The sequence below is a fragment of the Mucilaginibacter gossypii genome, assembly GCF_900100945.1.
GTDB lineage: Bacteria > Bacteroidota > Bacteroidia > Sphingobacteriales > Sphingobacteriaceae > Mucilaginibacter > Mucilaginibacter gossypii.
The window spans coordinates 184,879-208,688 of sequence record NZ_FNCG01000004.1 but is presented as its reverse complement, the minus strand read 5'-3'; the positions used below and the strand labels follow the sequence as shown (position 1 = coordinate 208,688).

Below are 23,810 nucleotides of genomic sequence, written 5' to 3'. Positions count from 1 at the left end.
AAGGAATGCAAATATAGCGCGAATATTTGATTCTCAAAATAGAATTTTAAAAAAGTTTATTATCAACTCAAACACAGTAAAATAAAATACAAATGCGCCTCAAAACGCCTCTTTTAATGGCAACATCCCAATAGTTTTATTATTTTCGGCTGCTTTAAACCTGTTTTTTAGATAGCATCCGAACATGAATTACAAAAAACTCAACAATATATTTGGCTGGGTGGCCTTTATCATTGCCACGGTAACTTACATTTTAACCCTTGAGCCATCATCAAGCTTTTGGGATTGCGGCGAATTTATAGCCTGTATCTATCGCTTACAGGTAGCCCACCAGCCCGGCGCGCCCCTGTTTACCATCATTGGCAAGGTATTTACCCTGCTATCCATGGGCGATAATACCAAAGTTGCTTATTGGGCCAATATGGCATCGGCCCTGGCCAGCGGCGCTACCATCATGTTCCTGTTTTGGACCATTACCGCCCTTGCCAAAAAACTGTTGGTTAAAACACAGGAACAGCTTAATGTTACCAATCTCATCCTGATCATAGGTTCGGGCCTTGTAGGCGCATTAGCCTATGCATGGTCGGATACCTTTTGGTTTTCGGCGGTTGAATCGGAAGTTTACGCACAATCATCACTTTGTACCGCTGTAGTATTTTGGGCGATATTAAAGTGGGACGCTCACGCCGATGAGCCTCATGCCGACAGATGGATAGTTTTTATCGCCTATGTAATGGGCCTTTCCATCGGTATTCACTTATTAAACTTACTGGTGATCCCGGCTATCGGTTTGGTGATCTATTTCCGCAGGGTAAAAAATGTTACTACAAAGGGAACATTGCTTACCTTTTTGGCAAGCGTGGTGGCCCTGGCCTTTGTACTTTGGGGAGTGATACAATACACCGTAAAAGGCGCGGCTTTTTCCGACCTGCTTTTTGTAAACACCCTGGGCATGGGTTTTGGCAGCGGGGCAGTAGTGTTTTTTGTACTGCTCATTATTACCATTGTTGCAGGCATTTACTATACTATAAATCCTGTTAAACCTGCCATTATTTTAGCGGCCGTATGCTTTGTATTGATATTAGGCATAAGCGGTGGCATTATTGGCCTGATAGTAAGCGGAGCAGTTTTAGCCTTGTTAGAGTATGTAGTAAAGATCCGCGAAAAACGCTTCGCGCTCAACAGCTTTTTGATCTGCCTGCTGTTTATCCTGTTTGGCTACAGCTCATTTGTAATGATTGTGGTACGTGCAAAGGCTAACCCTAACCTGAATAATAGCGACCCTGAAAATGCCTTTGCCTTAAACAGCTACCTTAACCGCGATCAGTACGGCGATACCCCGTTATTATACGGGCAGTTTTTTGATTCGGAAGCTACGGCTCAAACCGAAGGCGCTAATATTTACCGCCGCGGAGCAACCAAATACGAAGTTGCCGGTAAAAAATTGAATACCGTTTATGACCGTAATACCATATTTCCGCGGATGTTTAGCGATAAGCCCGGCCATCCGGAGTTTTACCGTGAGTGGACTGGTCTCGGTGAAAGCGAACACCCAACCTTTGGCTCAAACATCAGTTTTTTTGCCAAATGGCAGATCAACCAAATGTATACCCGCTATTTCCTGTGGAACTTTGCAGGCCGCGCCAATGACCTCGATGGTCAAAGCTTAAATTCAGGCGCCGACGGCGAATGGATTAGCGGATGGAATTTTAATAAGCCCCTGCCCTATTCGGTTACCCAAAGCAAAAGCTATAACCGCCTGTTCTTTTTACCACTTATCATAGGTCTATTTGGTGCGGTGTTTCACTTTGCACGCAATCAGCGCGAAGCCGGTGTTGTTGCCATCCTGTTTGTTTGCACCGGTTTGGCCATCGTGCTTTACCTTAACCAGGATCCGCTGCAGCCCCGCGAACGTGACTATGCATATGCCGGTTCTTTCTATGCTTTTGCAATATGGATAGGCCTTGGCGTAATTGGTATTGCCGATGTGCTGAGCAAAAAGCTTAATGCAAGAGTGAGTGCAATCATTTCTACAGTAGTTTGCCTTGCTGCTGCACCTTTACTAATGGCCAACCAGGAATGGGACGATCATGACCGCTCAACCAAGCTCACCCCGCATGATATGGCTTATAACTACCTGAACTCATGTGCGCCAAATGCTATTTTGTTTACCTATGGCGATAATGATACTTACCCGCTTTGGTATATACAGGAGGTGGAAAATGTACGCCCCGATGTGCGTATCGTGAACCTGAGCTTGCTGGGTACCGACTGGTACATCCGCGGTATGAAAAACAAAATGAATGAGTCGGAGCCACTGCCGATCAGCATGACAAACGATAAATTTAAACCAGGCGTACGTGATGTGATCTATTTTAGCGATCAGAAAATTCCGGGCGCTACCGAATTAAAAGATGTTTTTGACTTTATGACTTCCGATAAAAAGGAAGCCATGGTTGAGTATAATAACGGCGATGTTGCCAATTATCTGCCAACCAATAAATTCAAACTAACGGTTAACGCTGATGAGGTTATTAAAACAGGCTCCGTACCAGCAGCCGATAAGGATAAAATAGCGCCTGAAATGGACTGGACATTTAACGGTCGTTACGTTACCAAGGACGTACTGGCAATGATGGATATCCTGAGCCATAACAACTGGAAGCGACCGATTTATTTTTCGGTTACCGTACCTAACAGTAATATGATCGGCCTGGATAAATATATGTATAACGAAGGCTTCGCTTACCGTTTACTGCCATTAAAACCGGATACAGCCGTTGGGCCGCTTGAGGCCAGCAACACCGGTAAGATGTATGAAAACATGATGACCAAATACAAATGGGGCAACATGAAAAACGCCAGCTATCTTGATCACGAATCAATGACCATGTTTTACCCGCTCATCACCCGGCTTTACTCAACCCTGGCCGATGATTTGGCCAAAGCAGGCAAGCCTGATTCGGCTCGCAAAGTGCTTAAGAAGTATGACGAGGTAATGCCAACCACTATTAACTCATTAGAGATAGCGGTACGTAAGTATTATATGATAGAAAACGCTTACCGCTTAAACGATATTCAGTTAGGCAACAAACTGGCTAACCTGGTTGATGACTATGTAAGCAATCAGCTTGATTACAGCTACGCACTATTCCAAAAAGGTGAAACCAACCTCGAAAACCGCGACCTGCAATATTCAATGCAGATTTTAGGAGGCCTGGTTGAGTTTAGCAAGCAATACAAGCAGCCGCAACTATTCAATAAATTCAGCACACAGCTGAGTGGCTTTGAAAAGAAATTTGGGGTGACGGGGAAGAAATAAGTTGGCCCTTGATATTTGTAAATGCCCGCTGTTGAGCGGGCATTTTTTGTTTTGGTAAATAGCTGGTCGAAGTTGCGCTGTCTCTAAACTTCGACCAGTTTTAGTGATCATAATAATTTTTGACTTTGTTTAAATAATCCAATAACCACGGCCTTTGTTTTTCATCCGCTAATACAACCTTTAACAATTTATAATGTGAATTAATGAAAAGATAGTCGTTATCAGTAAGGTAGTATGACAGTATTTGGGCTTTGTTTAGCTTAGATTGCTGATATTGCCCGCGCAGCGTTTTCGAGCTTTCGTCCCATCTATATTCAATACTGGTTGAATCATTCAAAAATATTGGCCCATAATTAAAATAAACATCGTTATTGTCATTATAAAACTGTTGGTGATAAACCATTTTTATAGTCAGCGGATTGGTTTGCTGAATTTTGGATTCGAGCCACAAAATCCGAAATTCCCAAAATGCCTGGGCATTACAACTTTCAGGTTCGTTTAATACCGGAATTAGTTTATCATCATCATACTTATAAAAAAAGTAATTGTTCCACCAAATACCGGAACCATTATCAAATTCAGATAATTGATAAACGATAGCTTCGCCGTCTGTATTTTTAAAATATTCTAAATCTTCATCATCTCGGCCATAACCATCTTGTTTGGCAATAATTTTATCTCCTTTAAAAAAATACAACTCAGAGCCGGAACAATGTCTTACATCGCCAATTCTAATTGCAAACTCGTCAAACTTATTTTTATCCCGGTCAAACGGATAGTATTGCAAATAAACATTCCCTTTTTTAACAGAATCAAGCAAGCCCTTGGCTGTGCAGGTACTATCAGTTTTTAATTCGCCAAATATTTTTCTTGCAGCATGTACTTCTATCATTTCCATGCGTGTAGCGCGCTTTAATAACGCAAAATCTGCTGGCTGCAATTTCCAATTTGCAGGTTTTATTAGATTTCTATAAACAGAATCGGCAACAAAAGCAGCTTTATAGGCAAGTGGCTGCACAGGTAGCTTACCCACACTGTCAAAAAAAGCAACAAGTTGTGGTTCTGTATATTTGATCTCTACATATTCTTTTGCTTTTGGCTTAACCGCTTTTTTAAGACGCTTTTTATTTATTGGCTTGCTTTCATGATGGCAGCCCAATACGCCTAAAATAAGTATAAGGCAAGCTGCGTTGCAGATGATTTTGGAAGGATTAGGCATAACCGGGCTTACAATTAATATCGCTTTAATTTAACGATATTTCTGTGGAGTTTAACTAAAATCATCGTGGTTATTTATCAGGGCTGCCGCTAAACTTCGACCAGTGACAAAAAAATTAACTACCTGCCAACAGTGTCCTGATAAACTTTCACGTTCCGGAGATAACTCAATATTAACGACCTGTTTTCTTTGTTATTTAAAGCAACCTTCAGTGGTCTGTTAAAAACATTAATAAACAATAGATCATTATCCTCCAGATAATATGATAAAATCTGTGCTTTACTAATTTTAGATTTTTGGTATTGCCCGATAAGTGTTTTTGATTTTTCATCCCACCTATAGCTAACCATGGTTGAATCGTTGATAACGTTAGGTCCAAATTCTATTTTATCTTTATTAACAAATTGATTATAATAGACCATTTTTATCGTTAACGGATTTGTTCGCTTCACTGTAGCATTTAACCATATAACACGCCCTATCCAACTCCCCTGGGCATTTCCATTGGCAAGTTCATTTAACACCGGGATTAATTTATCACCATCGTATTTATAGAAAAAATAATTAAACCATCCAACGCCTGATCCTTCGGCAAACTGATATTGCCTGTAAACAATATTTTCACCATCTACATTGGTAAAATATTCCGGTTCGCTTTCAAATCGCGAATAACCATCTTGTTTCGCTATGATCTTATTTCCTCTAAAATAATAAATCATAGCCCCCTCGCAGTGCCCCCGATCCGCCACGCCAACTGCAAACTCATCAAACTTATTTTTATTACGAATAAAATGATAGGCTTGTAGATAAACGTAACCTCGCTTAACCGAATCAAATAAGCCGTTTGAATTGCAATTACTATCCACTGTAAATTCCCCGAATATTCTTTTCGCTGCATTTACCCTTATTCTCTTGGCTGTTATGGCTTGCTTCAACGATTTAAAATCAGCCGTAGAAAGCTGCCGGTTCATAGGTTTTGTAAACGTTTTGAAAATAGAATCGGCATAAAAGGCTACCTTATCAGCAAACGGCTGTGCCGGCAACTTACCAACACTATCAAAAAAAGCAATAAGTTGCCCTTCGGTATATTGAATTTCTTTATGGCTTTTTTCTTTTGCTTTGATGGCCTTTTTTAAAGGACGCTTGTTTACCGGTTTAGTTGTATTATGACATCCTAACAAGCCAAAAACAAGCGCAAAACAGATTATTTTACTAATGATGTTGAAAGGTATAGGCATAACCGGGCTTACAATTAATATCGCTTTAATTTAATGATATTCCTGTGGAGTTTAACTAAAACATCATGGTTATTTATTGTTTATACTAAGCGTAATATATATTTGCCACAATGAAGATCCTGCTCATAGAAGATGAACCCAAACTGGTATCCATTATCCAGCGCGACCTTACCGCCGAAGGCCACGAAATAAGCGTTGCCCTTGATGGTACAACCGGGTTGGATATGGCTATGAAAATGGATTTTCAATTGATCATTCTTGACATCATGCTACCCGGTATTAATGGCATTGAGGTTTGTCGCCGCTTACGGCAGGCCAACCAGAATGCCGCCATATTAATGCTTACCGCACTCGGTACTACCGAAAACGTAGTTGTAGGTCTCGACAGCGGTGCTGATGATTACATGGTTAAACCCTTTAGCCTTGCCGAACTCAATGCCCGCATCCGCACCCTGGCCCGCCGCAATACCAATCTTGTACAGCCACCAAACCTAATCCAAATTGCCGACCTCGTAATTAACGGCGACGAAAAATCAGTTAAACGCGGTGATAAAACCATCGACCTGACAGCTACAGAATATCGCCTGCTGGAGTTTCTGGCTAAAAATAAAAACCACATGCTCAGTCGCATTGAGATATTAGAGCACGTTTGGAACATTGATTTTAATATGGGCACCAACGTGGTTGATGTATACATTAACTACCTGCGCAAAAAGGTGGATAAAGATTTTAACAACAAATTGATCCATACAGTTATTGGCATGGGTTATATTTTAAAAAATAACGCGGCTTAAATGAGCATCCAGAAAAAAGTAGCGCTACTGTTCCTGGTGCTAACAGTGTCGGTAATATTGATATTCAGTAGCGCTATTTTCTATTTTGTACACCAGTTTACCTTCGATGATTTTTATAAACGGCTTGAGACCCGTGTAAACATCTCCTCCCAAATCCATCACCTGAATGATCGCGACAGCCTTGGCGTGTACCGGGAAATACGCCAGCGCTATCTGGAACGCCTCATAGCCGAAAAGCAATACATCATTAAACCTGATATTTACACAAAAGGCAAAACGGTGAAAGGCGTTCCGCGCCAACTAATAAATAACATCATCGCCAACGGAAAATCAAGATTTAAAGCCGATAATGTATTTTACGCCGGCAATATCTTCCACTTTCCCGAGGGGGATGCTATCATTGTGGTTTCGGCAACCAATCCATCGGGCCTTAGTGAACTTAATGATCTTGAGCAGGTGCTGATAGTCAGTTTCCTGATCTCGATATTGATTGTGTATATTATTGGTCGCCGGTTTTCATACCATACCTTTAAGCCGGTACGCAGCATCATAAAAAAGGTAAATACCATTACCGCCAGCAACCTGCATTTGCGTTTGGAGGATTACAACGGGAAAGACGAAATAGCCGAGCTTACCCAAACTTTCAACAACATGCTCGACAGGCTGGAAACAGCCTTTGAAACCCAGAACAATTTTATCAGCAACGCGTCGCACGAGTTACGCACCCCCCTGGCCATCATTAAAGGCGAAGCCGAACTTTCCCTCAAAAATCTGGATCAACCGGGGGCCGATCTGCATAAAAACCTCAAAGAGATCCTAACCGGCACACAAAGCCTGCAGGATATTATTACCAGTTTATTGGGACTGGCACAAAGCGGGTTCGACGGTAAAAAACAAAACTGGGAACAAATTAGAGCCGATGAGCTGGCGTTTATGGTTAAAGAAGCTGTTGATCATATTATCCCGACAAATAACCTCAGCATTGATTTTTCATCACTACCCGATGATGTGGATAGCCTGGTTACACAGGGCAACATCAACCTGCTCCAACTGGCCATAAGTAATATTGGCCTTAACGCCTGTAAATATTCCGAAAACAAGCCGGTAATTCTTAAAGTATATGCCGAAAATCACAGCGTCATTTTTAGTGTAAAGGACCAGGGGATAGGTATTCCGGAAAGTGATGTCCAACATATATTTGAGCCATTCTTCCGCGCTTCAAATACCGGCAAATATGAGGGGCACGGCGTAGGCCTCCCTCTTGCACTAAACATTGTAAGGCTGCATAAGGGCAATATCGGTATCGTTTCTAAAGAGGGCGAAGGTACCGAGATCAGGGTAATGCTGCCGGTTTATAATACCCAATAATACGTTTTGCCACGAACGAACCCGTGAGGATATTGTGTGTTTTATATGCTTTGCAAAGCGAATTAAGCATGGTGTAGGAGATTTCTTTTTCCCGCCAGCTCTCAACCGTTTGTTTATCATTTATTTCAACATTGTATTTTATTAGCATTAATCCATCACTGGCACAGCTATTGTTTTAATCAACCTTTATCAAAACTAAACACCATGAAAGCTTTTAAAATAAAACTGGCCATCATGTTACTGGGATTAACATTGGGCGCTACAGCGCCTTTGCCGGCACAATCATCCAAAGATACTTCATCATCAACTACCAAGGCCAATGGGGCGGGCGCCGGGAACGGGTCGAGCCAGGGTGCACCGGGCGCGGCTACAGTATCCGGTACCGGAACAGGTACTTTGCAGGACAGTGATAAAGCCAGCGTGCCCAGCGGCGATGCCGGTGTAAAACAAAGCACCGATCAGAAAGCGGTAAACCCATCGCAGATAAGCGGGTATTGGATCCTTGGGGTATTCAGCTTTATCGGTCTTATAGCGCTCATCCTTCTACGGAGAACCAAGAAGACCAATCATAATTAATTAACCTCAATGATCTTAACCGCCCATGGCTCCAGTTTTAAATTGCTGTTTTTACTGACATTATCGCCTGATAACAACTCTTTGCCATTATTATACGGATAAGTCAGATTGGTTTCTTTTGCCGAATAATTAAAATAATAATGAACCGTTTTGCCGCCCTGGTTTACACCTTGTTTGGTGATAACAGGCCAGGCTATCTGCTGATCGGCACCCCAGAGGCCAACTTTTTTTACGGCATCGGCCAATAATTTGTCGGTAACGGCGCTGGTGGTTAAGCTGCCTATATATGTTGCCAGGCCCTTGCCGTAAGTGTTTTCGGTAATGGCGGCGTACTTGCCCCAAACCGGGTGATCATAGTAAGCTAATACTTTAGCGGTTGTAGGGGTAATGAGCTCCATCCAGGTATTCAGCTTTTTATCTTCGGGTTTCAGGTTCCAGTCATCGGCTTTTAATGATACATTGCTGGGTTCGGTAAACTGGCTGTAGTAAATTCCGCAGGCTTCTTCAATAATTCCCGGCTGATGGGTGGTGCGTACTTTCACATTTTCGTCGGCGAAACCGCTTTTGAAGGTATAAATGATGTGCCCGCCGTTTTTAACATAAGTGTTTAAGCGCTTTAACAAACTATCCGGCGCCGCGTATAGCAGGGGAACTATCAGCAGTTTATAATCTTCAATATTTTTACTTGTCGGGTCAACAAAATCACAGCCTACGTTCATATGGTACAGTCCATCGTAAAACTGGCGCAATACATCATTATAGCCAGTACGCACGCCCCAGCCAAAGCCAAAAGCTTTAAAGCCGGTAAGGGCTTCGTTGCTGAACAGGATGGCTACGTCGTTTTTCTTTTTCAGGTTAATGAGCTTGCTGCTTAGCCTGTCGAAATCTTTGCCGATGGTTTTAGCCTCGTCATAAACCGGGTTGGGTTCAAAATCATGACTCAGCAAACCTTTCCAATAAGTTTCGGCCGAGTTATGGATAGAGTGCCATGGCCAGTAGCTCACCATATTTGCCCCCGACGCTAAATGACTAAAGGCCTGCAGCCTCAGCTGCCCCGGATACGGTACCCATTGCGGAAAGCCCTGCGCCTCTGTTTCGATGGTAAGGTAGTTTTTGCCGCCTTTCATGGAACGGGCTACATCGCCCCCAAAGGAGATCTCCACACCTGTAAGCCTGTCCTGGCTGGGGTGATAAATGTCGATACCTGCAATGTCTAAAGCTTTGGCTGCTGCAAAGTGATCAACATCGGGTTGGATACCGAATGAATAGCCGTGCCATTCCAGGTCGAAGTTTTGGGTGATGAACTGATCGGGACGTTTGTATTCGCGCACTATAGCTGCCTGCCATGCTAAATAATCAGTAACCAGCTGCCGCTGAAATTTGGCAAACTCTGATGAAAGGCTACCATTAATGGTATTAACCATCGACGGAAAGTCGTCCCAGTTGTTGATCCGGTTGCTCCAGTAATCGAGCCCGAAAATGTGGTTGATGTTATCAAGTGTTTTATATTTAGCCTTCATGTAGTTAACAAAAAGGGCCTGCACGTTTGGCCCCGCCGTACCGTACGATTTGGTTTCGTTATCTACCTGGTAACCGATTACGGCCTTGTTATCTTTCACATGCTCCATTATTTTACGGATCACACGCTCGGCATAAAAACGGTAATCTTTATTAGTGATATCCATGTTTTGCCGTGGCCCGTACTGGTTTTGGCCCGATGGGGTAATAGCCAATATCTCGGGATGTTTTTTTACCATCCAGGTAGGCACAGCATAGGTGGGCGTGCCTATAATAACATGGATCCCCGCTTTTTGCATAGCGTTCAATACCCTGTCAATATGAGTAAAATCGAAAACTCCATCCTGTGGTTCTTCCGTGCTCCAGGTCGATTCGGCAATGCGCACCACGTTAATGCCGCAGGCTTTCATCATTTGCACGTCCTTATCCAGCCTTTCATAAGGCATGTACTCGTCATAATAAGCTACGCCGTAAAGCAGCTTATCCATTTTAGGATATTGCGCGAAAGCAGATGCAATAAAAAGTAATTGCATCACGAAGAGCAGCAGGAATTTCTTGTTCATAAAAGCGATATTTAGGACAACTGGCTTGTGCTGATGAAAGTACGAATTAATTGTGTTTTTAACACACAATAACAAAATATTTTATGATGTGAAACAGATGTAGTAGTACACAAAACTTTTATTGCCATTTAAAAACTGATATTAGCCCCACCTTGTAATACCATTATAACCTGTTAGTATTTCCTTATGAAAACAGTTACCCGTTATCTGCTCATCCTGATATGTTGCTGCGCAATGAGCGCCCATGCGCAACAAAGACGCCTTACCTACTGTAACCCGCTTAACCTCGATTATGGTTACACCCCCTTCGAAACATTTGCGAGCTGGGGTAAACACCGCGCCACAGCCGACCCGACCATGACGTTGTTTAAAGGTAAGTATTATTTGTTCTCCACCAACCAATTCGGATACTGGTGGAGCGATGACATGCTGAACTGGAATTTTGTTTACCGCAAATTTGTTCGCCCATATAACGAAGTAAAGGGAGACGAACTTTGTGCTCCTGCCACGCTGGTTTTGGGCGATACCCTGCTGGTGATCGGATCGACCTATAATAAGGATTTTACCCTGTGGATGAGCACCAACCCAACGCATGATGATTGGAAAGCCGCTAAAGACTATTTTAAAGTTGGCGCCTGGGACCCGGGTATGTTTGCTGACGATGACGGCCGGGTTTATATTTACCATGGTTCCAGCAATACACTGCCGCTTTACGGGCAGGAGATTGAGAGGCATACCTTTGAACCCATCGGACCTAAAAAAGAAATGGTTAAGCTTAATCCCGAAGAGCATGGCTGGGAACGTTTTGGCGAGCATAACGATAATGTGTTTCTGCTGCCATTTATAGAAGGCTCGTGGATGAACAAGTATAAAGGCAAATACTATTTGCAGTTTGGCGCACCAGGTACCGAGCAAAGTGGCTATGGCGACGGTGTTTTTGTGGGCGATCATCCGCTGGGGCCTTTCACCTATCAAAAGCATAACCCTTTTTCATACAAGCCCGGAGGCTTTGCCAAAGGTGCAGGGCATGGCGCTACCTGGGCCGATAAATATGGCAATTACTGGCATATCAGCACGATGGGCATCTCGGTGAAAAACAACTTTGAACGCCGCATTGGCTTCTGGCCTGCCGGGTTTGATAAGGATGGCGTACTGTACAGCAATACCGCTTATGGCGATTATCCGCACTATTTATCCAGCGGCCCCGAAGACCATCTGAAAAGTAATTTTACCGGCTGGATGATCCTTAATTATAATAAACCTGTAGAGGTTTCATCAACCCTGGGCGCTTATACTGCCAATAATGCTGTTGATGAAGACATTAAAACTTATTGGAGCGCCAAAACAGCCAATAAAGGCGAATGGCTTAAAACTGATCTCGGCGGGATCAGCACTGTAAATGCCATCCAAATTAACTATGCCGATCAGGATGCCATGTTTACGGGCAAATCATTAGGTGTGTATCACCAATATATCGTTTATTCGTCAGTTAACGGCAAAACATGGCAGCCCCTTATCGACAAAAGCAAAAACCGTAAAGATGTGCCGCACGATTATATCGAGCTTAAAAACCCTGTCAAAGCGCGTTACATAAAAATGGTTAATCTGCACATGCCTACAGGCAAATTTGCAATATCTGGATTAAGGGTGTTTGGTAAAGGTGCAGGTGCAAAACCCGATACCGTTCAAAACCTGATTATACTGCGTGGCGACAGCGAACGCCGCAATGCCTGGCTTAAATGGAAGCCAAACGATAATGCCACCGGCTACACCATTTACTTCGGCATAGCACCCGATAAATTGTACAACAACATGATTGTTTACGGCCGTAACGAATACTATTTTAATGGGATGGATAAAAGCCTGCCATACTATTTTCAAATAGAAGCGTTTAATGAAAACGGAATTTCGGCGCGGACAAAAGTTGTAAAGGTAGAGTAGTGTTAATATTCCTTTTAATGTAGGTACGCATAATTGCGTCTCCCGTACACTCATTCAATGCGTTTTATCTTACTGGAGACTTAATTATGTGCCTCTACATAAAATATTTTTAAATTTGATAAATACAGTTTGCAGGTAGACAGTTCATTGCCGTTGGTTTTAACCAACGGGGTAATAGTAATAGGTAGCAGAAAAGGGGCTTCAGCCCAAATCCGCTTACATAGTTTGGCTAAAGCCAGGAACTTTTAGCTCTTTTACCGTTGGTTAAAACCAACGGCAATGAATATTTTATTTAAACATAAGATACTGAATCCCCCTTATGCTAAAAACCATCCTCACCCTCCTTATAACCTTAATGTTCAGCATTGCTGCCAAAGCCCAGCAAGCCGATAGTACGCTGAAAAAATCGCCCATAAAAACCCTGAGCAACAAAAAGTTTACCCAACTGATTACCGGTGAGTATTTGTTTGACGATATTGAACAGGTTGCCCGGCTTAATCATTATCCCATGCCCGATGCAGCGCTGAAGTTTAAAAAAGAACTAAGCCTGAGCCCTGTTCAGCTGACCAAAATTACGGCCATTGCTGCCGAACTGCACCGCAAACGGGTAGAAATGGGCAATTTTATAGTTACCAACGAAACCACACTTGATAAACTGATGAGAAAAGGGACGGATAATGGCAGCGTTATCTTTTACGCCAACCGCTCGGGTTTGTATTACGGAGAGCTCAGGAATGCCATTTTGCAGGCCTGTTTAAGCACCGGCAATGCATTGGCCCCTCAGCAAATCACGAAGTTGGAAACACTCACTGCTCATAATTGAAAATATCCCGTTTGATTTGCTTAATTTAGCGCCTCCAAATAAAGTGTATGAAGATTACGTTTGATTTTGAAAAACCACTGGCTGAGTTACAGCAGCAAATAGAGAAGGTAAAGCAGGTTGAGGAAAAAAACAAACTCGACATGTCGGCAACTGTTGCCGAGCTGGAAGGAAAGCTGGAAGAAGCCAAAAAAGATATATACAGCAACCTCACAGGCTGGCAAAAAGTACAAATTTCGCGTCATCCCGAAAGGCCTTACACCTTGCAGTACATTGAGCTGATGTGTGATGATTTTATTGAACTGCATGGCGACCGTACCGTAGGTGATGATAAAGCAATAATTGGTGGTTTTGGTACGCTGAATGGCCAAACAGTAATGTTTATCGGCCATCAAAAGGGCCGTAACACTAAAGAGCGCCAGTACCGTAACTTCGGTATGGCTAATCCGGAAGGTTATCGTAAAGCCTTAAGGCTAATGAAAATGGCCGAAAAATTCAACAAGCCCGTTGTTACTTTAATTGATACTCCGGGAGCTTATCCGGGTTTAGAGGCCGAAGAGCGCGGACAAGGTGAAGCCATTGCCCGTAACCTGCTCGAAATGGCAGTGCTGAAAGTGCCGGTGATCTGTGTTATTATTGGCGAAGGTGCATCGGGCGGCGCATTGGGTATTGGTATTGGCGATAGGGTACTGATGCTGGACAACTCATGGTATTCAGTGATCTCTCCCGAAAACTGCTCAACCATTCTCTGGAAAACCTGGGAAAATAAAGAGCGTGCTGCCGAAGTACTTAAACTAACCTCGACAGAAATGTTTAAGAACAAGCTGATTGACGGGGTGATCAAAGAACCCCTTGGCGGTGCCCATCAAGACCCGGTTGCTATGGCCGGTATTCTGAAAAAACAATTATTAAAAGACTTGAAAACCCTTAAAGAGCGCAATATTGATGAGCTTGTGGCCGAGCGTATTGATAAATTCTGCTCAATGGGTGTGGTTAATGAATAGAAAGTATCGCGATGCAATCGCTAAACCATATTAAGCGCTCGTTATAAACGAGCGCAAGAAACAAGAAATAAAAGAGCTACCGTAGAGGTGGCTCTTTTTGTTTTGTTACTACACCATCTTGTGCTACTTCTTGCGCTCGTTTGCAACGAGCGCTTAATATGGGCTTACGTTTATAACGTAAGCAAACTAAAATTTTATAGACATAAAGCCTCTCTCCAACAATGTTACTTCTAACAAACCCTGCTCTCCTGCATAGTTCACTGCCGAACTATATATGTAATGTTCAGGATAGCTTACTATTTCTGCCCGTACAGGATTGTCGTGAATATAATCCAACTTCTGAAAAAGTATGTCTTCCCGGTCGCACTCAATTGAATGATAGCCATCCTGCCAAACTTTATAATTTTGTATTCGATCATCAAACCTTGCATTATATTGAAAGCGATATAACATCCAATCCCTCCGGCTTTCATTCTCTTCTTTTATTAGTTTAATGATTTGTTTGTTGGTATGTTTTTTAAAATCCCGAATAATATCGGGTAATCTTACAGGATGCTTTGCCGACACCAATAGATGGAGGTGGTTTGTCATCAGGCAGAAAGCGTATATCTCTAAACTTTTATTTTTTTGACAGTAAATAAGAGAATCGATAATAAATTGCTTGTAGGATGGCCTGATAAAAACATCAATCCAGTCCACAATAGTAAAAGTAACGAAATGTATTTCTTCTGGGTTTCTTACTCTGTATTGATCTGACATTGTGAATAATGGTTTAGACTAAATTAGTGATCGTGCGATACAATCGCAAAACCATATTAAGCGCTCGTTACAAACGAGCGCAAGGAGTGCGGCTATGCTTCCCTGCGATTGCCGCGCTGCGCTCGCAATGACATGTTTTCTCTGTTTTATAAAGTTGCAAACGAGCGCAAGGAATAAGCTCAAGAATCCCACCCCCTCAATAGTCGCAAATGCCCCGCACGCAAAAGGTAGTTTGATGTTAAATTTGATCATCAATTAAAGCATTCATTATGAAGACTGAAGAATCAAATAGTCCTTTTGGTAAACTGGGTAATCCTGCACGGCGAGCGCTGGCTAATGCCGGTATCACGTCATTGCTTGAATTATCAAAACTTACCGAGAAAGAGTTTTTGCATTTTCACGGTGTAGGCAAAAGTTCGGTGCCGATAGTGAAGGAGAAGATGAAAGAAAAAGGTTTAGGCTTTAGGGAATAAAATAAGTGAACCCCTGTGCCTTCCCGCACAGGGGTATAAAGCTTACAGTATATAATATACGTTTGCTTTAGCGGCGGCAGTTTGCACCGGCGCCTTTTCACTCTCATGTTTATCGTTAAGCATCTGCTTTAAGTCGCGTTCAATAGTTTGCGATATGGCAGTTGTTGGGGTGTCTGTTGGTTTGTTCTCAAATGGGTCCTGCAGGTGGATGGCCATTTTCTCTACCAGTAAAAATGCTGCTGCTATAGCTATGATCAGCGGTACTTCAAACATGCCGAAGAATTCGATGAGGCCAAATGGCAGCAATATGATAAACAGGTACAGGCAAAAATGGATGTATAAGCTGTATGTAACCGGGAATACCGTGTTCTTGATCCGCTCGCATTTGCCCATAGCATCGCACAGGCGGTTAAGCGTGCCATCTATCTGCACTTGCTGGTAATCATTAAGCCACCCATTTTTATAAGCCAGTTTTAGGTCAAGCCCGTGCAGTTTTAACAAGCTGTTGGGCATGTTTGTAAAACGATGAGTGAATTTCACCTCTTCGTCAACCAGCAGGTGGGCGTTTTTAGCATAGGGATCTTGCTTACGTAATGATTGGCTTAAGCCATGGCACCATGCTATCTGCCTGTAAACAAATCGTTTTTTGAAACCTTCTATTTCTTCACATACGGCGTTATCGCCATCTAAAAACGTGATCAACTCGCGAACCAGCGATCTTGAATCGTTCACTATAGCTCCCCAAATGCTCCGGGCTTCCCACCATCGATCGTAGGCCTGGTTTGAGCGAAATGCCAGCAACAAGGATATGATTGTAGCCAATATGGCTGGCACAGCAATTGGGATTGAAATGCGGTACTCAGGCAAAAAGCGATGGAATAAAGCTATAGCTACAGCATACACGGCAACCAGTAACAATTCATGCTTTATTTTGCCCACCACATATTTTACCGGGATATTTTCTTTTAGTAACATAGATAGTTGTTTTAAATGATTTTAGTAAATATTAAACCTCCAGCAGCTCATGCTCTGCTTCGGCATTGACGATGGTTAAAGGCTGTTTAACTTTAGCTTTAAGGGTAATTATTTTATACCCGCTCCGTTGCATCAGTATGGTAGGGTCAAAACTGTTTGGTGTTAACCTTGCATAGTTGTGACTTTCGGGCATGGCAATCAGGCCTGCCTCTTTTTCTTCCAGATAGTTTTTAAATACAGCCACTGTGTTGCCATAAAAAAAGTCGGGGATGATGTTTTCTATCTGGTCTGCATAGTCATTCTTCAGCATAGTGCAACCGGCGTAAAATTCATCGCTGATGAGCTGGTATTCCCTGCTCCTGCGGGATAATAATAACAGATCGGATATAGAGTCGGACAATTGCAGGAAATGAACGAACGATATGTTGAGCTTTTGATCCGGATAGCGCTCTGCTAAAACAGGTATAATGTTTAATGATGATAAGGTGAAATCAGACGGGATGATAATGTTTAATGTTTTCATGATGATACCTTTTTTTGTGTTTACTACTGTTTGTTGATACAATAGTCGGTACCAGGCATTAAAACGGTTTAAGAAAGAAATTAGAATGTGATTAGAATTTTCAGGATGTCATCGATGGAGCACGGGATGTTTGTACGTTGGGGCGATAGAGAGGCTATACAAGGCGGATAACTTTTCTTACCCCTTCATCGCCCGTTTCCGCCTTTCGAAGTGTTTCGGATTTGACATCTTTATTTCAGGCAATAAAAAAGCCCTGGCCTTGCGTTCCAAAACCAGGGTTGGGATTTCTAAAAGTACCCCCTTAAGGGGTGGAGAGGGTTTAAACCACCATATTCACAATCCTGCCTTTTACTACAATCAGTTTTTTAGGGGTTTTACCATCCAGGTATTTTTGTACATCGGCATTAGCCAAAACAAAGGCTTCTATTTCTTTAACATCAAGGCTTAACGAGATGCTTAGGTTCATTTTCATTTTACCGTTGATTGAGATTGGGTAAGCAAACTCATCTTCAACCAAATACTCGGCATTAAATTTAGGGAATGGTGCATATGATAAAGTACCATCAGCATTACCCAATAACGACCAAAGCTCCTCGCAAATGTGCGGCGCATAAGGCGACAGGATGATCACCATATCCTGCAATATCGCACGGTTGTTGCATTTCAAATCGGTTAATTCATTAACAGCGATCATGAAGCTGGATACCGAAGTATTGAACGAGAAACGCTCGATATCTTCTTCAACCTTTTTTATGATCTTATGCAATGATTTCAACTCAGCTTTTGACGGAGCGGCATTGTTTACGCCAAACTCCCAGGCATCATTATGGAATAACCTCCAGAATTTACGCAGGAATTTGAAAACACCCTCAATACCATTGGTATTCCACGGTTTGCTCTGCTCCAGCGGGCCTAAGAACATCTCATACATCCGTAAGGTATCGGCACCGAAACGGCTGATGATATCATCCGGGTTCACCACATTGAACTTGGATTTCGACATCTTTTCAACTTCAACACCGCAGATGTATTTGCCGCCTTCCAATACAAATTCTGCGTCAGTAAACTCTGGTCGCCATTGTTTGAATTTCTCGATGTTCAGGATCTCGTTCTCAACAATGTTTACATCCACATGTAATGGCGAGGTTTTGTATTGTTTAATTAAACCGTGCGATACCAAAGTATTTGTTCCGCGGCCTTCCTCGTCAATCAGCCTGTAAACAAAATTACTGCGGCCCTGGATCATGCCCTGGTTGATCAATTTTTTGAAGGGTTCTTCCTCAACAACAAGGTCAAGGTCTTTCAAAAACTTGTTCCAGAAACGGCTGTACAACAGGTGACCGGTTGCATGTTCACTGCCGCCGATGTACAAATCAACGTCTTTCCAGTATTCAATAGCTTCGCGCGATGCGAACTCCTTATCGTTTTTGGCATCCATATAACGGTACCAGTACCAGCTTGAGCCAGCCCAACCCGGCATGGTGCTTAGCTCGTAAGGCAAACCACCTTCATATTTCCAATCCTCTGCACGTCCTAACGGCGGTTCGCCGGTTTCGGTAGGGAGATATTTATCAATTTCGGGCAATAGTAATGGCAAGTGGCTTTCATTAATTAAATGAGGTAAACCCTCTTTAAAGTAAACCGGCACCGGCTCGCCCCAGTAACGTTGGCGGCCGAAAATAGCATCGCGCATCCTGAAGTTAACTTTGGCTTTACCGGCATTGATCTCTTCCAGTTTGGCAACCACCGCGGCAGTTGCTTCTTTGTAAGCCAGGCCATTAATAAAATCAGAGTTAATATAAGTCCCTTCCTTGGTTGGATCGGCTTCTGTTTCAATGTTTTGAATATCGAGAATCTGCACTACAGGCAAATTAAAATGCTTTGCGAAAAGGTAATCGCGCTGATCGCCTGATGGTACGGCCATAACCGCGCCTGTTCCGTATCCGGCCAAAACATAATCAGCAATCCAGATTGGAATTTGCTGCCCGTTCAGCGGGTTAAGCACATAGCTACCGGTAAATGCGCCTGATACAGTCTTGGCATCAGCCATCCTGTCAAGCTCCGATTTCTTTTTGGTTTGAGTAATGTAAGCTTCAATTTCTGCCTTTTGCTCAGGTGTAGTTAATGCAGAAACTAATTCATGCTCAGGAGCAATTACCAAGAAGGTGACACCGAAAATAGTATCAACCCTTGTGGTAAACACTTCGATAAAATCGGTACCCAGAGCAGCGTTATGACCTGATTTATCTATCGGGAATTTAACTGAAGCACCAGTACTTTTACCAATCCAGTTCCTTTGCATTTCTTTCAAAGGCTCTGGCCAGTCGATAGTATCAAGGCCTTGCAATAACCTTTCGGCGTATGCGGTAATGCGCATGCTCCATTGGGTCATTTTCTTTTGTTCAACGGGGTAGCCGCCACGCTCGCTAAAGCCGTCTTTTACCTCATCATTGGCCAATACAGTACCAAGGGCAGGGCACCAGTTTACGGTACTTTCGCGCAGGTAGGTAAGGCGGTATTTTAACAGTTCGTCCTGCTGTTGCTGGTTGCTGAACGCTTTCCACTCATCGGCAGTAAAACTTAAAATTTCATCATCACAAACGGCATTAATACCGGCAGAACCTTTTGTTTCAAAATGTGCAACCAGCTGATCAATTGACTGGGCTTTGTCGGCATCTTTATTATACCAGCTGTTAAACAACTGCATGAAGATCCATTGGGTCCATTTATAATAATCGGGAGAGCTGGTACGCACCTCGCGGCTCCAGTCGAACGAAAAGCCGATCTGGTCCAACTGGCGGCGATATGTAGCAATATTATCTTCGGTAGTTATAGCAGGGTGCTGCCCGGTTTGTATGGCGTATTGCTCGGCCGGCAGACCAAAGCTATCATAGCCCATAGGGTGCAATACGTTAAAGCCTTTTAAGCGTTTGTAGCGTGCAAAAATATCAGAAGCGATATAGCCCAGCGGGTGCCCAACGTGCAGGCCGGCCCCAGACGGATAAGGGAACATATCCAGCACATAATATTTGGGCTTACTGCTTTTGTCTTCGGCTTTGAAGGTTTGGTTTTGTGCCCAAAACTGCTGCCACTTTTGCTCTATCTCTTTAAATTGGTAGTCCATTTTATGTTTTACGCTTATGAGGTTGCGAAATTAAGCATTTCCCTATTAGTTTAGTAGTTATTAATGGATTAGTTGAGGGTTAATGGCGTCTTTTTAAACAATTTGCTTTGGTGTTCGTCCCATCAGGAGCTTTTGCATATTTAGGTTAAGGCACAAATTAATCAATCTAAAATTTCAACAGGATGAATCTCCGGAGTTAAAACCGCTCTTTATGTCTCGTCCTAAAAAAGTTTACAGATTTTAGTGTAGTGCTCTTAGGTATTTACGGGGCTATAAATACGTAGCGCAGCTGGGCCTTACGTTGCTTTACATTATGATCAGTTATGGCCCCGCAGGTCCCTCCTACTCTGCAACCAGGCAATATCTCCCCACAAAAAAAGCCCGGTCTGGAATTAACCAAACCGGACTTAATTATTATCGAAACAAAATTAATTATTTCACTTCTTCAAAATCAACATCTGTAACGGTGTCAGAGTTGTCTTGCGCGCCTGCACCGTTATCACCGGCACCTGGCTGACCTTGAGCACCTTCGGCAGAAGCTTTGTACATATCTTCAGATGCAGCAGTCCAGGCAGTGTTAAGCTCGGTTTGTGCAGCTTCGATAGCGTCAAAGTTTTTAGCTGAATAAGCTTCTTTCAATTTAGCTAAGCCAGCTTCGATAGGAGCTTTTTTATCAGCAGGGATCTTATCGCCGTACTCTTTCAGTTGTTTTTCAGTCGAGAAGATCAGGGCATCGGCAGCATTCAGTTTTTCAACTTCTTCTTTTGCCTTTTTGTCAGCATCAGCATTAGCCTCAGCTTCGTCCTTCATCTTTTTGATCTCGGCATCAGTTAAACCTGAAGAAGCTTCGATACGGATTTTTTGCTCTTTACCTGTAGCTTTATCTTTTGCAGATACGTGCAGGATACCATTAGCATCAATATCGAAAGTAACTTCGATTTGTGGTACGCCACGAGGTGCTGGCGGAATGCCATCCAGGTGGAAACGACCTATAGTACGGTTACCCGCAGCCATTGGGCGCTCACCTTGTAATATGTGGATCTCAACTGAAGGCTGGCTGTCGCTGGCGGTTGAGAACGTTTCAGATTTTTTAGTAGGGATAGTAGTGTTTGACTCAATTAATTTAGTCATTACACCACCCATTGTTTCGATACCTAATGAAAGCGGGGTAACGTCAAGCAATAACACATCCTTAACCTCACCGGTTAATACACCACCCTGGATAGCAGCACCGATAGCAACAACTTCATCAGGGTTAACACCTTTTGAAGGAGCTTTGCCAAAGAATTTTTGTACAGCTTCCTGGATAGCAGGGATACGGGTTGAACCACCTACCAAAATCACTTCGTCGATATCAGAAGTGCTTAAACCGGCATTTTTCAAAGCTGATTTACAAGGCTCAATAGTACGTTTGATCAGGCTATCAGCTAATTGCTCAAATTTAGCACGAGTTAATGTTTTAACTAAGTGCTTAGGCATACCGTCAACTGCAGTAATGTATGGCAGGTTAACTTCAGTTTGAGCAGAGCTTGATAACTCAATTTTAGCTTTCTCAGCCGATTCTTTTAAACGTTGTAAAGCCATTGGGTCTTTACGCAGGTCTAAACCTTCGTCGTTTTTAAACTCGTCGGCTAACCAGTCAATAATTACCTGATCAAAGTCGTCACCACCTAAGTGAGTATCACCATCGGTAGCTTTCACTTCAAATACACCGTCGCCCAATTCCAATACAGATACGTCATGAGTACCGCCACCGCAGTCAAACACAACAATCTTCATATCTTTATGAGCTTTATCAAAACCGTAAGCTAATGCAGCAGCAGTAGGTTCGTTAATGATACGGCGTACTTTTAAACCAGCAATTTCACCGGCTTCTTTAGTTGCCTGGCGCTGAGCGTCGTTAAAGTAAGCAGGAACGGTAATAACCGCTTCGGTTACTTCGGTACCTAAGAAATCTTCGGCAGTTTTCTTCATTTTCTGAAGGATCATTGCAGAAATTTCTTGCGGGGTATATTTACGGTCGCCAATTTCAACACGAGGAGTGTTATTGTCGCCTTTAACTACTTTATAAGGTACACGTGCCGCTTCACTTGTAACTTCGTTAAACTGGTTACCCATAAAGCGTTTAATTGACGAAATGGTTTTTGTAGGGTTTGTAATAGCCTGACGTTTTGCAGGATCACCAACTTTACGTTCGCCATTATCAATAAAAGCTACTACAGACGGCGTAGTACGTTTACCCTCGCTGTTAGCTATAACAACAGGCTCGTTACCTTCCATTACAGCAACGCAGGAGTTTGTTGTTCCTAAGTCGATTCCAATTATTTTAGACATATATGATTGTTTTTTCTTTTTGATTTATTGTTTACTTACCATTGCTGTTTATCAATGCCTGTGCCAATATGCCAATGGCAGTAAAAATTGCCTGTAATTGTCAGTTCATGAACAAGGCGGCAGAATAGCTTACTTTGTGATGACAGGTTGGCAGGACCGTTTTAGGTTAAAGGCGAAAGTTAAAAGACAAAAGGTTATTGCGTGGTTTGCTAATTGGCAGTATATCGACTAACTTGAAACTTTAATTCACAGGTATCAATCATGAAATACATCAGGGAGGGTAATAATAAATTCGGTACCGTACTATACACCATCGATGGCAGCTATGTGCGAAAAGGTCAGGGCCGGTTTGGCGACATATTATATACCATAGATGGCAAAATAGTAAAAAAGGGTCAGGGAATGTTTGGCGATGTGGTTTGTAACCTTGACGATAACCTGATCAGGAAAGGCCGTAGTCTCTTTGGCGATGTACTCTACAATATCGATGGCAACTTTGTACGCGAAGGGCGCAGCCGCTTTAATGATATCAAGTTTTATATTGATGAGTGAGGATAGCGTTTACATAGCAAAGTTTTATTTTATCAATTAACTTTTTATTCAACAATCACTTTCAAAATTTGTATTTAATAAAGTGTAAATTTGTATATGGAGACATTGATTGTACTGCCGAAGGATAAAGAGCAGTTAGCTGCATTAAAAGCAATTATGAAAGCTCTTAAAGTTGATTACAAAACCGAAAAAGGCGAAAAAGCCTATAATAAGGATTTTGTAAATAAAATGAAGCAAAGTGAAGATGATTTAAAGGCCGGTAGAACTACACAAATAACACCTGCCGATATATGGAACTTGTAATAACCGACACTGCTAAAGAAGATATTAGATTTTTCTTAAAAAAGAATCACCATTTATTGGTATTGGCAAACCGGAGCCATTAAAACATGAATATTCGGGTAAATGGTCAAGGCGAATTGATAACCAGCATCGCATCATCTACGAAGTGATAGACAATAGTATTATTATTTATTCCTTAAAAGGGCATTACGCCTAATCATTTAATTACGCTGCTATAATGTGTGATCATCAACTGCAAACTGCCTACTCAAAACTGCCAACTGATATGGGCGTTGCCTGCGGCCGGGCTATCCGCTCATACGCCTGCAGGCCTTACGCTTATGGCCGGTATCCGCTACTATCCCTAACGCACTTTTCGGTTTTATAAAATGCCGTGGATTTTCAACTAAATCCCTTACATTTAC

The 23,810-nt window shown here is 42.6% G+C and carries 20 protein-coding genes; 12 read left to right on the top strand and 8 right to left on the bottom strand.

What is annotated here, in order from left to right; all coding sequences use genetic code 11:
• Positions 1-184: 184 nt before the first annotated feature.
• Positions 185-3,322, top strand: coding sequence for a glycosyltransferase family 117 protein (locus BLS28_RS09880; protein ID WP_091165476.1), 3,138 nt, complete (start codon positions 185-187; stop codon positions 3,320-3,322).
• A 100-nt stretch (positions 3,323-3,422) separates the two neighbouring features.
• Here the strand turns inward: BLS28_RS09880 and BLS28_RS09875 are convergent, their stop codons facing one another.
• Complete coding sequence (locus BLS28_RS09875; RefSeq protein ID WP_091165473.1) at positions 3,423-4,541, bottom strand: hypothetical protein; 1,119 nt, start codon at positions 4,539-4,541, stop codon at positions 3,423-3,425.
• Positions 4,542-4,660: 119 nt separating this feature from the next.
• Positions 4,661-5,779, bottom strand: coding sequence for a hypothetical protein (locus tag BLS28_RS09870; protein WP_091165470.1), 1,119 nt, complete (start codon positions 5,777-5,779; stop codon positions 4,661-4,663).
• Positions 5,780-5,889: 110 nt separating this feature from the next.
• Between BLS28_RS09870 and BLS28_RS09865 the strand changes: the two genes are divergently transcribed.
• From BLS28_RS09865 to BLS28_RS09850, 3 genes are all read left to right on the top strand, one after another.
• The gene (locus BLS28_RS09865) at positions 5,890-6,573 is read left to right on the top strand and encodes a response regulator transcription factor (protein ID WP_091165466.1); all 684 of its coding nucleotides are present in this window, start codon (positions 5,890-5,892) and stop codon (positions 6,571-6,573) included.
• Positions 6,574-7,941, top strand: a complete 1,368-nt coding sequence (locus tag BLS28_RS09860) for a HAMP domain-containing sensor histidine kinase (protein ID WP_091165462.1) — start codon at positions 6,574-6,576, stop codon at positions 7,939-7,941. It abuts the gene before it with no gap.
• A gap of 204 nt (positions 7,942-8,145) precedes the next feature.
• Positions 8,146-8,517, top strand: a complete 372-nt coding sequence (locus tag BLS28_RS09850) for a hypothetical protein (protein ID WP_091165454.1) — start codon at positions 8,146-8,148, stop codon at positions 8,515-8,517.
• On the opposite strand, the gene BLS28_RS09845 is transcribed toward BLS28_RS09850, so the two are convergent.
• On the bottom strand, positions 8,514-10,598 hold the full coding sequence (locus BLS28_RS09845) for a beta-galactosidase (RefSeq protein ID WP_218134396.1): 2,085 nt from the start codon (positions 10,596-10,598) through the stop codon (positions 8,514-8,516). The genes BLS28_RS09850 and BLS28_RS09845 overlap by 4 nt on opposite strands.
• Before the next feature lie 186 nt (positions 10,599-10,784).
• On the opposite strand from BLS28_RS09845, the gene BLS28_RS09840 reads away from it, so the two are divergent.
• From BLS28_RS09840 to BLS28_RS09830, 3 genes are all read left to right on the top strand, one after another.
• A complete protein-coding gene (locus BLS28_RS09840) occupies positions 10,785-12,539 on the top strand; it encodes a family 43 glycosylhydrolase (protein WP_091165451.1) in 1,755 nt (584 codons plus the stop codon).
• 355 nt (positions 12,540-12,894) lie between these two features.
• On the top strand, positions 12,895-13,362 hold the full coding sequence (locus BLS28_RS09835; protein WP_143020726.1) for a hypothetical protein: 468 nt from the start codon (positions 12,895-12,897) through the stop codon (positions 13,360-13,362).
• Positions 13,363-13,409: 47 nt separating this feature from the next.
• Positions 13,410-14,363 (top strand): acetyl-CoA carboxylase carboxyltransferase subunit alpha, encoded by a 954-nt coding sequence (locus tag BLS28_RS09830; RefSeq protein WP_090529188.1) that lies wholly within the window; start codon positions 13,410-13,412, stop codon positions 14,361-14,363.
• Positions 14,364-14,549: 186 nt separating this feature from the next.
• Here BLS28_RS09830 and BLS28_RS09825 read toward each other — a convergent pair whose 3' ends face one another.
• Entirely contained in the window at positions 14,550-15,122 is a 573-nt protein-coding gene (locus BLS28_RS09825; protein ID WP_091165443.1) for an REP-associated tyrosine transposase, read from the bottom strand.
• A gap of 269 nt (positions 15,123-15,391) precedes the next feature.
• Here BLS28_RS09825 and BLS28_RS09815 point away from each other — a divergent pair, with 269 nt between their 5' ends.
• The gene (locus BLS28_RS09815; RefSeq protein ID WP_091165437.1) at positions 15,392-15,595 is read left to right on the top strand and encodes a DNA-directed RNA polymerase subunit alpha C-terminal domain-containing protein; all 204 of its coding nucleotides are present in this window, start codon (positions 15,392-15,394) and stop codon (positions 15,593-15,595) included.
• Positions 15,596-15,637: 42 nt separating this feature from the next.
• Here BLS28_RS09815 and BLS28_RS09810 read toward each other — a convergent pair whose 3' ends face one another.
• The 4 genes from BLS28_RS09810 to dnaK form a co-directional block, all read right to left on the bottom strand.
• The gene (locus BLS28_RS09810; protein ID WP_091165434.1) at positions 15,638-16,570 is read right to left on the bottom strand and encodes a bestrophin family protein; all 933 of its coding nucleotides are present in this window, start codon (positions 16,568-16,570) and stop codon (positions 15,638-15,640) included.
• Positions 16,571-16,601: 31 nt separating this feature from the next.
• Positions 16,602-17,093, bottom strand: a complete 492-nt coding sequence (locus tag BLS28_RS09805; protein WP_143020725.1) for a hypothetical protein — start codon at positions 17,091-17,093, stop codon at positions 16,602-16,604.
• A 319-nt stretch (positions 17,094-17,412) separates the two neighbouring features.
• Positions 17,413-20,217, bottom strand: a complete 2,805-nt coding sequence (leuS, locus tag BLS28_RS09800; protein WP_091165427.1) for a leucine--tRNA ligase — start codon at positions 20,215-20,217, stop codon at positions 17,413-17,415.
• A gap of 432 nt (positions 20,218-20,649) precedes the next feature.
• Positions 20,650-22,551, bottom strand: a complete 1,902-nt coding sequence (dnaK, locus tag BLS28_RS09795; protein ID WP_091165423.1) for a molecular chaperone DnaK — start codon at positions 22,549-22,551, stop codon at positions 20,650-20,652.
• Between the two features lie 261 nt (positions 22,552-22,812).
• Here dnaK and BLS28_RS09790 point away from each other — a divergent pair, with 261 nt between their 5' ends.
• The 4 genes from BLS28_RS09790 (at position 22,813) to BLS28_RS30760 (ending at position 23,773) form a co-directional block, all read left to right on the top strand.
• Positions 22,813-23,103, top strand: coding sequence for a 6-fold beta flower protein (locus BLS28_RS09790; protein WP_091165420.1), 291 nt, complete (start codon positions 22,813-22,815; stop codon positions 23,101-23,103).
• 96 nt (positions 23,104-23,199) lie between these two features.
• Positions 23,200-23,406 carry a DUF2683 family protein gene (locus BLS28_RS09785; RefSeq protein ID WP_091165417.1) on the top strand — a complete coding sequence of 69 codons (207 nt, stop codon included), beginning with the start codon at positions 23,200-23,202 and terminating at the stop codon, positions 23,404-23,406.
• A 28-nt stretch (positions 23,407-23,434) separates the two neighbouring features.
• Positions 23,435-23,602 (top strand): Txe/YoeB family addiction module toxin, encoded by a 168-nt coding sequence (locus tag BLS28_RS09780; RefSeq protein WP_091166931.1) that lies wholly within the window; start codon positions 23,435-23,437, stop codon positions 23,600-23,602.
• Positions 23,603-23,623: 21 nt separating this feature from the next.
• Positions 23,624-23,773 (top strand): hypothetical protein, encoded by a 150-nt coding sequence (locus tag BLS28_RS30760; RefSeq protein ID WP_176844426.1) that lies wholly within the window; start codon positions 23,624-23,626, stop codon positions 23,771-23,773.
• Positions 23,774-23,810 lie beyond the last annotated feature (37 nt).